Source organism: Clostridium sp. UBA5988, assembly GCF_002435615.1.
Taxonomy (GTDB): domain Bacteria; phylum Bacillota; class Clostridia; order Clostridiales; family Clostridiaceae; genus Clostridium_J; species Clostridium_J sulfidigenes.
In genome coordinates this window covers 1-14,276 of record NZ_DJBA01000012.1, presented here as the reverse complement: position 1 = coordinate 14,276, position 14,276 = coordinate 1, and the positions used below count along the sequence as shown (strand labels likewise).

Sequence of the window (14,276 nt, the reverse complement as noted above, 5' to 3'; positions counted from 1 at the left end):
GGTTTATTTTAACAAAATCTATTATGTTTTTTCAAAGAAAATTTTTATCTTATTCTAAGACTTCCATACTCTCTTAATATCTACAATACTTTTTATATCCTTAGTTTCAAATCTCAATAAATATACATCTGGATTACTTAAGTTCTTCCAAAAATCAAAACCTGAAATCTTATCAAAGTACCTCATTATTAAAGAAAATAACTCTCCATGGGTGACTATTGCTACATTTTCCTCTTCTAGCTTTAAAATATCAGTTAAAGCTTCAATGGCCCTTTTAGTAGCTTCATTTGAAGATTCTCCTCCATGAAAGGTTATATCCATATCTTCATAGGCTGCTAATAAATAAGGTGTGTAATCATCTACCACATAAGGTAGCAATAACTTTTCTCTTACTCTTTCATCAATATTTACTTCTAACCCTAAATGCTTTGCAAAGGGTGTTATTGTCTTTATAGCCCTTACATAGGGACTAGATACAATATAATTAATATTATACTTTAATAAATAGTCCTTTAATTCTAATGCTTGATCTATACCAACCTCTGTTAACTCTGCCTCAGCTGGCTGTCCATATGCCTTACAATGTCTAATTAAATAAATGTTCTTCATGCTATCTCTCCTATATTGTCATTTTAAATTACTTATTCTCATCTATTAAAATTTGAATTTGTCCTAAAGCTTTTTCTTCTTTATCTATCCCGCATCTTGTCATTATGTATATCTCATAAAAACTTCCACTAACTATTATATTATTTTTTTCAATATACTCAACTAACTTTCTGTAATATTTGCTTGTATCTTTATAATCGTCATCAAAGTTTATTGTAATATAATTTCCTGATTTTAGTGTAATTACTTTCTTTTCATCTATATCCATGTTTTCATTTATACTTATCATTAAATTATTATAAGTTAACTTTTCTTGATTTTTAAAGTCTTCATAGGATGTTGGAAAAACTAACTCTTTATTAGTGCTTCCGTATTTTTTTTCTATATATCCTAAGGTTTTAGATAGATTTATTTCAAATTCTTCTGTATATCTATGGGTATTACTATATTTTATAAATTTTCTCTCAGTACAATATTTTATAAAAGGCTCATTTATTCCTTCTTTTAATACTGTTTGAATTCTATCCTCTAAGAAACATATATTATTTTTTATGCTATCTAACTCTTTTATCTTTTCTTCTACTATTTCTTTTTGCTTTGTTATTATATCTAAAATAGAGTTAATGGAGGTGTAATTATTAACTAGTATTTTTATTTCATCTAAGGATAACCCCATAGCTTTACATTGTTTTATCAAATCTAAAATTATAAAGTGTTTTACTGAGTAGTATCTATACTTACTCTTTTCATTTACATAGGCAGGCTTTAACAATCCAATTTTGTCATAATGCCTCAATGTTTGTATAGAAATATTATGTAATTTAGATACTTCACCAATTGAAAATCTTGTATCCATATACTCTCACCCCATTATTATTATATCCTAAATTTCAAAAATAGGCTGTCCAAAAATCCTTAAATTTTGGACAGCCCTCTACTATTCTAAATTCTATGCACTTAAAACTTCTTTAGTAGATACTCTTATATTAGCCACTATACTTATAGTTATAAATGTAAGGCTTTCTGATAATATTGTACCTGCCCAAATTCCATTTGTTCCAAAGACTTTATAAAGTATCATTAGTGAAATTGGCAAGTATATAACAGACCTTAAAAGACAACTTAAATTTGAGTATTTTGGCATCTCTAAGGCTTGGAAATAAACTAATGTATTTAAATTTATTCCAACGGCAAAATAACTTACACTTGCTATTCTAAGTGCTATATATGCAAGATTTGCAATTACAGGATCTGCTGTAAATATACCTATAAGTGCTGGACCAAATATAAAACATATTATAACAGAGAAACCACTAATTATTGTTGAAGATATACATGTTATCTTGAAAAATCCTAGCATTTGTTCTCCATCTTTTTTACCAAAATTATAGCTAATAAGAGGTTGTACTCCTAAAGTCAAGCCATAAAGAACCATATATATATTTGTTGTTATATAGTTAATTATACTATAGGCTGAAATTCCTTTTTCTCCAATAAACATAACTAAAACAATATTATGTATTAATACCATTATTGAATAACTTCCTTGAGCAAAAAAAGACGGAAATCCAATTAAACAAAATTCTTTTAAATCACTTTTATTTATTTTTACATTACCAAAGGTTAAATAACCTTTCTTCATAAGAAAATGTGGCAATAACACAGATACTGTAATAATTTGACCAAGACCTGTAGCTATTGCAGCTCCCTTTATGCCTAATCCAAATTTAAATATAAATATATAATCTAAGATAATATTAGTTACTGCTCCTGCAATTGTTGATATCATGGCAAGCTTTGGCCTTCCATCATTTCTTACAAAACTACTTAGTACTATTCCTATCAAGTTAGGGATACAAAAGATTGCATAAAATCTTAAATATTCCACTGCTAATCCTTTTAAACTAGTTGTTGCTCCTAAAATAGTTACTATTTGTTCTGTGAATATAATACAGGTAATACTTATAATACTACTGGCTATTAAAAGAAACTTAAATACTTGTCTAAAAATAACTACTGCTCTATCTATATTCTTTGCACCTATGTTTTTAGACACTAAAGTTCCTCCACCTATGGCAAACATTGAAGCAAGTCCAAATAACATCACGGTAAAGGGAAGTACAATATTTACTGATGCCAATGCTAAATCACCAACACCTTGACCAACAAATATTCCATCTACTACTGTATATAAAGATGATATGAACATGGCAAGGGCAGAAGGCACTGCATATTTAAAAAACTCTTTCAATCTATTCTTTTTTTCCATAATTTATCTCCTTTGTTTTTTATACTACCTTATACATAATAAAGTCTATCCTTAGTATAGAGTCAATAGTTTTTTTCATATATATCCATAAATTTTATATCTATCTAATGAATAGATTATTATTATCTTTGTAAATATTTTATACACCTGCATATGTTAATTGCATAAAATAAGGGTCTAAAGAAAAATAATTAATTTTATTGTTGCAATTTATATTTTACTTATGATAATATTGCTTCTTGTATATCAAAAAAGGAGAGAAGTAGAATGAATAAAAAGAATGTATTAACAAAAACCATATTATTTATTGCTATTATCTTATTCATTAATGTTTTTACTGGTATTTTTGGTGATGCCAATAAACTTCTTGGAGTTGGAATAATAACAGTAGCCTTATGTTTATTAGAAAGAGATTTAACAACATGTCTATGGGCTAATTTAAGTAAATTATTAGTTATAAATTTAATTTTAGGAATATCCGCATTTTTATCATGTGGCAATATATGGATAGGTATAATTGTAAATTTTCTAGTATTATTTACCCTAGGATATCTATTCAGTTATAATTTAAGAAAATCTATGGTTGCCCCTTTTGGACTACAATACTTATTTATGCTATATACGCCAGTATATGGTAATGATTTTTCAAAGAGAATATTAGCATTAGCTTTTGGAGCATTATTTACCATGGCCATTCAATTGTTAGTTAATAAGGATAAATTGTCCAAAGTAGGTATAAAAAAAATAGACAACATTTTAGAAAATGTATTATTAAAACTTAATCTATTAAAAGAAAACTTAGATTTAAACACTATCAGCTTAAGTATAGAAGAGTCTATAGAAACTTTAAAAAAGATGGTGTATGATAAAAGAGTAAAGAACTTTTATTTAACTAATGATGGAAAGATTATAACTAATATAATATGTACAATAGAACGATTTAATATTTTATTAGATAAATTAAAACTTGAAAATAAAAACGAAAACTATATATATTTTTTAGGAGATTTATACACTTCCTTGAAAAATATAAAAAATAAAAACTATAATTCTAATAATTTATGTGTAAATTACTTAAATATTGACTCAAATATGCTATATGTACAAGAATTTAAAAACATAATAGAAACACTAAGCAGCCTAATGTGCCAAATGGAAAATTTAAATAAAAAAAATAAAATTTCTATAGACTATAGCGAAAGAATACCAAATCACTTTCAAAATTTATATATTCGAAAAAGAAATTTCAATATATGGGACTTAAGAGTATCCTATGGAGTAAAATTAGGTATTGCTGGTGCTTTAACAGCTTTTATAACTGAATATTTTAAGCTACCAGAAGGAAGATGGCTTACTTATACTATATTTGCCTTAATTCAACCATACTCAGAGAACTGTAAGATAAAATCAAGGCAAAGAATAGAAGGAACATTAATAGGAGCTTTATTAATAATTATTTTATTTACTTTAATAAAAAATCCTAATGCTAGATTTTTAATAATTCTTTTAACTGGGTATTTAAATCCTTTTGCAACAAATTACAAATACTTAGTTATATGCATTACAGTATCATCAATAGCTACAATTGCATTATCTGGTGCTCTTGTTAAAATTACCTTGATAAGAATAATGTTTGTTATAATGGGAACTGGAATAGCATTATTAGTTAATAAGTACATACTCCCTTATAAAATTAAGGATGGTAGTGAAAAGTTAGTAAAAACCTATAATGGACTTGTTAATCAAATGATTACTGATATAAAGGATATGGAAAGCGAACATGGCATAATGAATCTATTTTTATTACCTGCCTTTATACAAGATAGAATGGAACTAATTAACTTTGGAAAAGACTGCAGTAAAGAAAAAAATTTCATAAATAATCAAAGAATATTAGTAAACAGCATATATTATAATCACTTATCATTTAATATGGAAAAATGCATTAGTGAACTTTAATATAGTTGATAATTTTTTAAACACATAATAGCAATTTTTATATTGCAATAAAAAATAAAGATGATTTCAAAGTACATAATTACTTTAAAATCATCTTTATTTACTATTATAACCTAAAAAATCTTAATATATTTTAAGTCACTTTCCAATATTCCAAGTATAATATTTCTTATAATTCTTTTTCAAGCATAGCCAAAAGTTCATCAAATCTATTAATAGTATCTTCTAAAGGCTTTGGTGTAGTCATATCTACCCCAGCTTTTTTTAGTATTTCAATTGGATAGTCACTACATCCAGCTTTTAAGAAGCCTTTATATTTTTCAACTGCCTCTTCCCCTTCATTAAGAATTTTTTCATAGAAAGAGTTAGCTGCTGCAAAACCTGTTACATATTGATATACATAGAAATCTCTATAAAAATGAGGAATCCTTGCCCATTCAATGTCAATTTCACTATCCACTACCATAGTATCTCCAAAGTAGTTAACATTTAAGTCATGATAAATCTTGCATAAATCATCACTAGATAAAGCTTCACCCTGCTCCATTTTTTCATGGACAATCATTTCGAACTCTGCAAACATGGTCTGTCTGAATACAGTAGTTCTAATTCCTTCAAGTTGTTGATTTATTAAATATAATCTTTTAGCTTTATCTTTTTCATTTTTTATTAAATAGTCTATCAATAAACACTCATTAGTAGTAGATGCCACTTCAGCACAGAATAATTCATAATCAGCATAGGTATATGGTTGATTGTTTCTTGAATAATAGGAGTGTATGCTATGCCCCATTTCATGAATTAAGGTAGACACATCATTCACTTGATTTTTATAGTTTAACAAGATATATGGCATAGAGGTATAGCTACCACTAGAGTAAGCTCCTCCTCTTTTTCCCTTGTTCTCATAAACATCAATCCAACCTTCTTTAACACCTTTACTAAAGATATCAATATACTCTTTCCCCATTGGTTCTAGCGCTTTTTCACAAAGAGCTACTCCTTCTTCAAAAGCTATATTAAACTTTGGTGCATCAATAATTGGCACATATAAATCATACATATGAATTTCATCTAAGTTAAGTAATTTCTTTTTTAACTCTACATATCTATGAAGGGAATCTATTCTTTTATTCACTGTGTTTACTACATTTTTATATACTTCCACAGGAATTTTATTAGGTTTTAAAGATGCTTCAAGACAAGAGTTATATTTTCTAATTTTACTTTCAAAAATAAAGTTCTTAACAGAAGCAGTATACGAAGTTGACACCGTATTTTCATAATTCTTATAAGTTTTAAATAGTACCTCAAAGGCTTCTTTTCTGACTTTTCTGTCTTTACTTGTGATAAATACTGAATAATTTGAAGCTGTAAGCTCTACTTCGTTACCATCTTCATCCTTTATTTTTGGAAAGGTTATATCAGCATTAGTAAGCATAGTGAATATATTACTTGGCGCACTTAGACAATCACTAACATTTGCTAATATATTCTCTTCTGCTTCACTTAAAATATGAGGTTTACCTTCAAATATATTTGTAATATATCTTTCATAATGTTTTAATCCAGAAGTATTTTCTATAAGCTTCTTAATATCTTCCACTTCCATAGTTAAAAGTTCTGGAAGGAAAAATGAAATTATTCCACTAAATTCAGCTCCAAAAGTAGATATTTTATCCATCATAACCTGATATTTAGAGTTAGATTTATTTTCATCACTTCTTAAGTGAGCATATACTACTAAATCCTCATATAAACTTGCCATCTCTTCATATTGATGTAAGTAATCTAATAGTTTAGCTCCTATACTAAGATGTCCCTTAAATTCTAAAAGACTTGGAGATTTTTCCTTTAATTTTTTAAAATCTTCTTCCCACTTTTCATCAGTGGCGTACATTTTATCTACTTTCCATTTATATTTTTCTTCTACTTCTTCTCTTGTCTTTATCTTTTCCATTGTTGCCATATTGCACCTCCATATTACTATTTAATGATAAAATTTTCCTTAATCAATATTATACCCTAATATATTTTTTTGTAAAATATCTACTTACTTTTGCAGAAGTTTCTAGTGTTTTCGATAACAGCTGCTCTAATTTTCTCCTTTATGCATGGATTATTATATATATGATCAGCGTTAAATTTACAACTATTCATTAATGAAATAAAAGTAATTCTTCTATTTCCTTTATTTAATCTAACTATGGCTCTATCTATTTTTTTATCTATAGCTTGAATTTCCTTTTCAAACTTTATTTTTTCTAAAATATATCCTCTTAATTCAGGATACTTAAAAACAGTTATATTAGTAATATCAGCTACCTTTACTACACTGGCAAAAACTAATCTATCTTCCTTAGAAATTATAGCTTTGATTGCTTCATCTATGTCTAATTTATACTTACTTAAATTATCTGCATTCTCCACATTATTATAAAATTCATTATCTTTAGTTATGTAGTTTTCCATCTTAAGCTCCTTTTTAATCCTCTTATGTGTTTGCTTTTTAACTTATCATACTAATAAAAAGAACTAACAATATAGCTATTAAATCTTCATATTTTAGCATGTTTTTAATCCTCTATTTAAATGACAAACTCCTGAAACCCGCATGAACAGAACAACTATTTAAATAGTTATATATTTATATAGTTATATAGTTACCTATTTAAATAGGTATATTTTAAAATAGATTCATATTTAAATAGTTTAAATTATCATTACTAATAATCATTATAACTTATTTTATTAATACTTTAAAACCTGAATTTAATTGTAAGCTTAATATAAAAGGATATCTTAGCTAACTTACTCAATAGCCTTAAGATATCCTTTTAATTAATTTTAATTTCTCTCATTTATATTACAATCTTACTTGCAAGGCAAATTTTTTTCACCCCACAAAACCATTTGCTCAATAGTTGGAAGTAAGGATTTCCCTTTAGGTGTAAGATAATAAACTGACTCTACTTGATTGTTGTTTATCTCTTTTTCATTATCTATGATCTCGCTGTTTATAAGAATTTCTAGCTGCTGAGATAGCATTTTCTTACTACAACCCTTCATTCGACGATTTAATTCTCCAAATCTTTTACTATCCTTACTTAGTGACCAAATTATATTAGTTACCCACTTCTTACCTAAAATATTTGCTAAAGCTTCTACTGGGCAGTGATATTCTTCATTATTTGCTACAAACATAACTTCTCTCCTTTAGTATATACCTGTAAAAACTTTTATATAATTAAATAAGTATACGCTATTAAGTATATATTATACCTGTATCATTTTTCTTTAGCTACTCTTAATACACTTTTTTCACTAATTATTAATAGTTTTATCTATTTCTTAATTCTCTCTATCATAGCATCTAAAAACTCTTCATTGACTATTCCAATTCTCTCCATAGTGATGAATCCTTCCTTATCTATAAAAACAGTTCTTGGTATATTTGAAACATTGTATTTATTAGCAAAGTCTAAATCCTTATCATATAAAGTGAGCATATCATATCCATTATCCACCATGAACTTTTTAGCACTTTCTACAGTTTCTCTTTGCCCATCTGTCATATTTATCATTAATATTTTAACATTATCTCCATATTTATCATTTGATTCCTTAAATAGAGGCATTTCACTCTGGCAAGGTCCACACCAACTAGCCCAATAGTTTAGTACCAATGGTGTACCCTTGTAATCTGATAGTTTAACTTCCTTTCCATCTTCATCATATACTGTAAAATCTATAGCTTTGGCCTTTGTATCCTCTGTATTCCCTTCCTCACCAGTGATAAGACTATCACTTATTCCTTTATTGTTATTTTTCTCATTTTTATTATATCGAGATGATAGTTCATTATATCCTAAATAAACCAATATAAAAAATATAACGAAACCTATAATCCATATAATTATATTTTTATTTTTCATAACTTCCTCCTAAAAACTTAAAATTGAAAGTATTTTATTTAAATATCCTGTCATCATTGCAATTCCTATAACTACAAGAATTATTCCAGAAATCCTATTAATTATTTTATAATTTCTTTTTATAAAATCTAAGGTTTCCTTTAATTTTCCTATCAAAATAGCAGATATAATAAAGGGGATTCCTAATCCTATACTATAAACAAATAGCATTAAAGCACCCTTTAAAACCTGCTGACTATTAGCAGCAATCATCAGGGCTGATCCTAAAAATGTACCTACACATGGTGTCCATCCAATGGCAAAAACTACTCCAAATAAGATTGAAGAGATAAATTTTAGAGATTTAATCTTCATATCCATCTTAAAGCTTCTCTCCAAAAATGGAATTCTAAGTAAACCCATGTAGTTTAGACCAAATATAACTATTATTGTTCCACCTATTATATTAAGTAGTGTATAGTAATTTCTAATAAAGCTTCCAAAAGTTCCAGCTAAGGTTCCTAATAGGGTAAATATTATTGTAAAACCAATTACAAATCCTAAAGCATTTATTAAAGTATTATTTTTCTTTCCATCTTCTAAATTATTATCTCCCGCAAAGTAAGAAATATATATAGGCAACATTGGTAAAATACATGGAGATATGAAGGTTATAATTCCTTCTAAAAATAATAAAATATATTCCATATCTTACTCCTTTCAAAGTTATTTACACTAAATATATCAATATACACTTAACCTTTCAATTGGTCACCTTTTAGTAACCTTTATTATGATATACCTATATGTAATATTTAATTCTTATTAATGTTAAACTTTATAAATTCATTGAAACATATTAAATAAACTTAAATACACTAATATTAAGTAATGAATAGGAGAGTATTTATGAGTGATTTCAAAGAATCTTGCGTAGATTTATATCCAGCTCTAACAAATACACAAAAAGGAAGCCTATATGGATATATTAATTCTAAAGGAAATTTTATTATATCACCTAGCTTTTCTACAGCATCAAGCTTCACTGAAAATAGATTAGCTATAGTTTGCAAAAATAATAATTGTGGTGTTATTAACATTAATGGGGAATATGTAATTCCACCTATATATAATTCTATAGAACCCTTTGTTGAATCTAGAGCTGTATATGTACAAGGAGACATTATGGGTGTTATAGATGAAGGCGGAAAAATAATTACTAAAAATCCATATAACTTTATCTCTAGCTATAGTGATTCTCTAGCCCTTGTTAGTATTAAAACTTCTTCAGATGACCAACTATATGGTTATATAGATATGGATGGTAATGAAGTACTACCACCAAATTATTTGGAAGGTAGTGACTTTAAAAATAACTATGCACTAGTTAAATCTCGTGATGGTACCTATCAAGTCATTGATAAAAGTGGAACTGTTATTACAACCTTTCCTTATAAATTTGTAGGTAATTATAATGAAGGTGTATTTACTTTTTCCGAAAGCCTAGGAGGGCTTATTGGTTATGTAGACATATATGGTGGTGTTCTTATAAAGCCTAAATTTACATCTGCTTCTCCTGTAAATGATGGATACATGGTAGTAAGCACCTCACCTAATTATAAAGGTAATTATGGAGTTATAACTTTATCTGATCATATTCTATATCCTTTCATTTATGACGACATAAGATATGTTGGAGATAATAGATTTGCCCTAGGCATTTATCGTGGTAATAATGTTAATACTTCTTTTAATAGTATCTACGCGTTAGGAGACAACAAGGGGAATACCCTTACAGATTTTAAATTTTTAGATATTCAAGAATTTAAAAATGGATTAGCCTCTGCTTATAATCTTGAAAATAGTTTCTTTATAGACCTTAGTGGTAGAATGGTTAGAAACCTACCTGTAGTTAAAGGAACTGGCACCTTAGATCTTCAATGTGACATTGTTTATGCCGATATAGACTATATTCCTTATTATATGAATAAGAAGGGTGATATAATCTATAAACCCAATAATCGAATTAAATTAAATAATGAATATACTATACTAAAACTGAAATATAAGCCTAATGTAGATTATTTAGTATATTATCCTCAAATTAATCAATCTACTCCATCTACAGTAATTGAAAATATAAATTTAAAATTAAGGGAATTATGTGCCCTTAAGATAGTTGATAGTAATGAAGTTTTGGATTATAATCTCTATGGAAATTTTGAAACTTTATTCTTTAAAAAAGACTTATATATTCCAGAAATAAATACCTATTATTATCCTTTTGGCGCTGCTCATGGAATGACAACTAGAAGCACACCAAGTATTAACTTAAAAACTGGAGAGTTTTATTCTTTATCTGATTTATTTAGTTGTACTACGCGTTGGGTAGATGAAATAAATAAAATCATAGAAAATATGATAAAAACTGACCCTCAATATTCTTATGTATATGAAGATGGCTTTAAAGGTATTACTAGTATCCAGAGCTTTTATGTAGATGAAGATAATCTATATATATTTTTTGCACCTTATGAGATTGCACCTTATGCTGCTGGTTTTGTTACCTTCAAAATTCCTTTTGCAGATATAGATTCTCTACTTTGTAAAAAGGGAAGTTTTTATAACTCATTTAATTGATGAATAAGGGTGTCTCCAAAGCCTTACCTTAAGTTTATTTTAGTAAACTTACACTTTGGAGACACCCTTTCATATCCTTAAATTTTAATGTTTATATTAATATTTATCAGTTCCTGTATATATGAATATAGCATCCCTTAAAAAAGCTGCCATTCCTGGTTGTTTAGCATCATAATATGCTGTAAATCTTTCATCATCCACATACATTTGGGCAAGTCCTGCATGGGCTTCTTTACTGTAACTGCTCCAGTAATATTCTATCCATTTGCGATGTAATTCTGCTGTTTTCTGAGCTAGTTCTCCAGCTGGATTACCTGTTTTAAAAGCTGCTGCTAAAGTATTCATAATTTCTTCTGCCAGGTTTGTTACTTCCTCATATTCTTTTTCTGACATAGCTTTTACTTTTGCATTAGATTTATTTACTTCCTCATCACCATATTTTGCTCTTATTTCTTTACCGTATTTCTTCTCATTTTTATCTATTAGTTTTTGTTTGAACCCTTCAAACTTTTCTTTATTGCTCATCTTAATTCCTCCTTTTTTGTTAGCTATGGTCTTTTCAACATTAGCTATTAACAAATCTATTTGTCTTCTTTTATCAAGGAGTTTAAGGCGATGTTCTATAAGTGCATTAATCCCATCAAAGGAAGGTTCATTTATTATATTTTTTATATCTATTAAACTAACCCCTAATTCTCTATAAAACAGTATTTGTTGCAGTCTATCAAGTTCTGCTTGCCCATAAATTCTATATCCTGATGAATTAATTCTTGCCGGCTTAAGAATACCTATTTCATCATAGTATCTAAGGGTTCTTGTACTTATCCCTGCTAACTTACCTAATTTTTGCACTGTATATTCCATATTCTCACTCCTCTTAATATTTAATATACAGCTTTACGTAACGTGAATGTCAACAGTTTTATTAAAATTATTCCCCTTATAATTTTAATATACTTATCTCATGCCTTTCTTCTAGGTTATGTTGGAAATTATAGTGATAGAGTATTTTTATAATTCGCTTACTTTACTATAGCTTATTTTTTCTTCAACTAATTTGTATACAGTTCCAAATACTATACCAATTAGTGCTGGTACCACCCATCCTAATCCTTTAGAATAGAGAGGTAACTTGCTAAATAAATTCAAAAAAAAGTTCCATTGCATTCCAACTTGTCCTAATGCATCAACGACACTTACAATTCCTGTAAATAGTATTGTTAATCCATATACCACTGTACTTCCATTAAAAAACTTATCTAGCATTGCAAGGACTATAAGCATTATTGCTATTGGATAAATTGCATTTAATACTGGTACTGATATAGCAAGAATTTTTGTTAATCCCATATTGGCAAGAATCATACTAGAAAGTGATAATATTCTAACCCAATTTTTATATGATAGTTTATTAGTTAATGCGGAAAAATATTGACTACAGGAAGTTATAAGTCCAACACAGGTTGTAAGACAAGCTAATGTAAATATCACTGCTAATAGTATAGCACCTGGTTTTCCAAATATATAAGTCATGATATTTGTTAAAGTTTGTGCTCCATTTTCTGTAGCTCCAAATCTTCCTCCACTAGTTGCTCCTAGATGTGCTAGTATAGAATAAACTACTACTAATAATCCGCCTGCACCTACACCAGCCTTTACAGATGTGGAGATAATTGCTTTTTCATCCTTAACGCCTTTAGATTTTATAGCTAAAGCTATAACTATTCCAAAATTTAAAGCGGCTATGGTATCCATAGTTAAATATCCATCTAAAAAGCCTTTAACAAAAGGTGAATTTACATACTCTTCTGTGGCTACCCCATAACTACCTAATGGTCTAAAAATTGATGCTATAAAAATTAGTGAAATTAGTACTAATAAGATTGGTGTCAAAAACTTACCCATACGATCCACTAATTTAGCAGGGGTTAATGAAAGCCAATAAGCCACTGAAAAGAATATTAAAGTAAATATAAAAAGTGCCCAGATTTTTGATATACTTTCTGGCAAATATGGTGCTACAGCCATCTCAAAAGGTAAACTTCCAGCTCTTGGAATGCCTAAACAAGGACCAATAGATAAATATATAAGTACTGTAAATATACTTGCAAATAACGGATTAACTCTTTTGGTTAAATTATGTAGTCCCCCTGATTTCGCCACTGCAACTACTCCTAAAATAGGAAATCCTACTGCTGTTACAAAAAATCCTGCCATAGAAATCCAAGTTGCTCCCCCTGCTAATTGTCCTAGAAATGGTGGAAATATTAAATTTCCGGCTCCAAAGAATAATGAGAAAAGCATTAAGCTTATTAATACTAAATCTTTTTTTGATAAGTTGTTCATTTTTATTCCCCCTCGTTTATGCTGTGAATTTTCTACTAGCTAATAATATCACCTTGAATATCCATAATATTCCCCCTTTTCAGTTTATTAGCGCCTTATTTCCCTTCCTTTAGCACTGATATACATCCAAAAGATCTTCTATGCCTTTACTTACTTACATTTTTAATTCTAATGTAAAATAAAAAACCCGTCCCTTGAAAAACAAGGGACGGGTTAAACCGCGTTACCACCCTAATTCTGTAAACAAATCTAAAAACACTACATTAATAGATTCAATTACAACACTTAGATACGTATCTAACAATACGCTTTTCTTTTAACGGTGAAAGACTCCGGCAAAACCTACTAAAATATTTCGGCGTTGCTTCTCAGAGATGATTTTCAGTTGTATATTGAACATTGGCTTTCAGCAAAATGCCAACTCTCTTTGGAACAAAAATACTACTTACTTTTTCTCTTCATAGAATTTCTTGAATTTATATGCTATTAATATTATATGCATATTGAACTTATGTCAATACTTTTTAATATTTTTTAAT

12 protein-coding genes and 1 other annotated feature are annotated in these 14,276 nt (G+C 28.0%); of the genes, 2 read left to right on the top strand and 10 right to left on the bottom strand.

What is annotated here, in order from left to right:
• Nucleotides 1-54: 54 nt before the first annotated feature.
• From B3J31_RS01615 to B3J31_RS01605, 3 genes are all read right to left on the bottom strand, one after another.
• Nucleotides 55-609 carry a histidine phosphatase family protein gene (locus B3J31_RS01615; RefSeq protein WP_150843864.1) on the bottom strand — a complete coding sequence of 185 codons (555 nt, stop codon included), beginning with the start codon at nucleotides 607-609 and terminating at the stop codon, nucleotides 55-57.
• A gap of 28 nt (nucleotides 610-637) precedes the next feature.
• Entirely contained in the window at nucleotides 638-1,465 is an 828-nt protein-coding gene (locus B3J31_RS01610; protein ID WP_346867303.1) for a MerR family transcriptional regulator, read from the bottom strand.
• Between the two features lie 93 nt (nucleotides 1,466-1,558).
• Nucleotides 1,559-2,878 carry an MATE family efflux transporter gene (locus B3J31_RS01605; RefSeq protein ID WP_346867302.1) on the bottom strand — a complete coding sequence of 440 codons (1,320 nt, stop codon included), beginning with the start codon at nucleotides 2,876-2,878 and terminating at the stop codon, nucleotides 1,559-1,561.
• Nucleotides 2,879-3,145: 267 nt separating this feature from the next.
• Between B3J31_RS01605 and B3J31_RS01600 the strand changes: the two genes are divergently transcribed.
• Nucleotides 3,146-4,837 carry an FUSC family protein gene (locus B3J31_RS01600; RefSeq protein ID WP_167402982.1) on the top strand — a complete coding sequence of 564 codons (1,692 nt, stop codon included), beginning with the start codon at nucleotides 3,146-3,148 and terminating at the stop codon, nucleotides 4,835-4,837.
• A gap of 169 nt (nucleotides 4,838-5,006) precedes the next feature.
• Here B3J31_RS01600 and pepF read toward each other — a convergent pair whose 3' ends face one another.
• The 5 genes from pepF to B3J31_RS01575 form a co-directional block, all read right to left on the bottom strand.
• Entirely contained in the window at nucleotides 5,007-6,806 is a 1,800-nt protein-coding gene (gene pepF, locus B3J31_RS01595; protein WP_150843868.1) for an oligoendopeptidase F, read from the bottom strand.
• Between the two features lie 80 nt (nucleotides 6,807-6,886).
• The gene (locus B3J31_RS01590) at nucleotides 6,887-7,309 is read right to left on the bottom strand and encodes a hypothetical protein (RefSeq protein WP_150843869.1); all 423 of its coding nucleotides are present in this window, start codon (nucleotides 7,307-7,309) and stop codon (nucleotides 6,887-6,889) included.
• Nucleotides 7,310-7,711: 402 nt separating this feature from the next.
• Nucleotides 7,712-8,041 carry a winged helix-turn-helix transcriptional regulator gene (locus B3J31_RS01585; RefSeq protein WP_150843870.1) on the bottom strand — a complete coding sequence of 110 codons (330 nt, stop codon included), beginning with the start codon at nucleotides 8,039-8,041 and terminating at the stop codon, nucleotides 7,712-7,714.
• Nucleotides 8,042-8,181: 140 nt separating this feature from the next.
• Nucleotides 8,182-8,772: a TlpA disulfide reductase family protein gene (locus tag B3J31_RS01580; protein ID WP_346867301.1), complete on the bottom strand. Its 591-nt coding sequence runs from the start codon at nucleotides 8,770-8,772 to the stop codon at nucleotides 8,182-8,184.
• A gap of 9 nt (nucleotides 8,773-8,781) precedes the next feature.
• Complete coding sequence (locus B3J31_RS01575) at nucleotides 8,782-9,459, bottom strand: cytochrome c biogenesis protein CcdA (RefSeq protein WP_150843872.1); 678 nt, start codon at nucleotides 9,457-9,459, stop codon at nucleotides 8,782-8,784.
• Nucleotides 9,460-9,660: 201 nt separating this feature from the next.
• Between B3J31_RS01575 and B3J31_RS01570 the strand changes: the two genes are divergently transcribed.
• Nucleotides 9,661-11,391 (top strand): WG repeat-containing protein, encoded by a 1,731-nt coding sequence (locus tag B3J31_RS01570; protein WP_346867300.1) that lies wholly within the window; start codon nucleotides 9,661-9,663, stop codon nucleotides 11,389-11,391.
• A 96-nt stretch (nucleotides 11,392-11,487) separates the two neighbouring features.
• On the opposite strand, the gene B3J31_RS01565 is transcribed toward B3J31_RS01570, so the two are convergent.
• Together B3J31_RS01565 and brnQ are read right to left on the bottom strand one after the other, a co-directional pair.
• On the bottom strand, nucleotides 11,488-12,255 hold the full coding sequence (locus B3J31_RS01565) for a MerR family transcriptional regulator (protein WP_346867299.1): 768 nt from the start codon (nucleotides 12,253-12,255) through the stop codon (nucleotides 11,488-11,490).
• A gap of 147 nt (nucleotides 12,256-12,402) precedes the next feature.
• The gene (gene brnQ, locus B3J31_RS01560) at nucleotides 12,403-13,737 is read right to left on the bottom strand and encodes a branched-chain amino acid transport system II carrier protein (protein ID WP_346867298.1); all 1,335 of its coding nucleotides are present in this window, start codon (nucleotides 13,735-13,737) and stop codon (nucleotides 12,403-12,405) included.
• A 201-nt stretch (nucleotides 13,738-13,938) separates the two neighbouring features.
• Nucleotides 13,939-14,208, bottom strand: a binding site (T-box leader).
• Nucleotides 14,209-14,276: the final 68 nt, after the last annotated feature.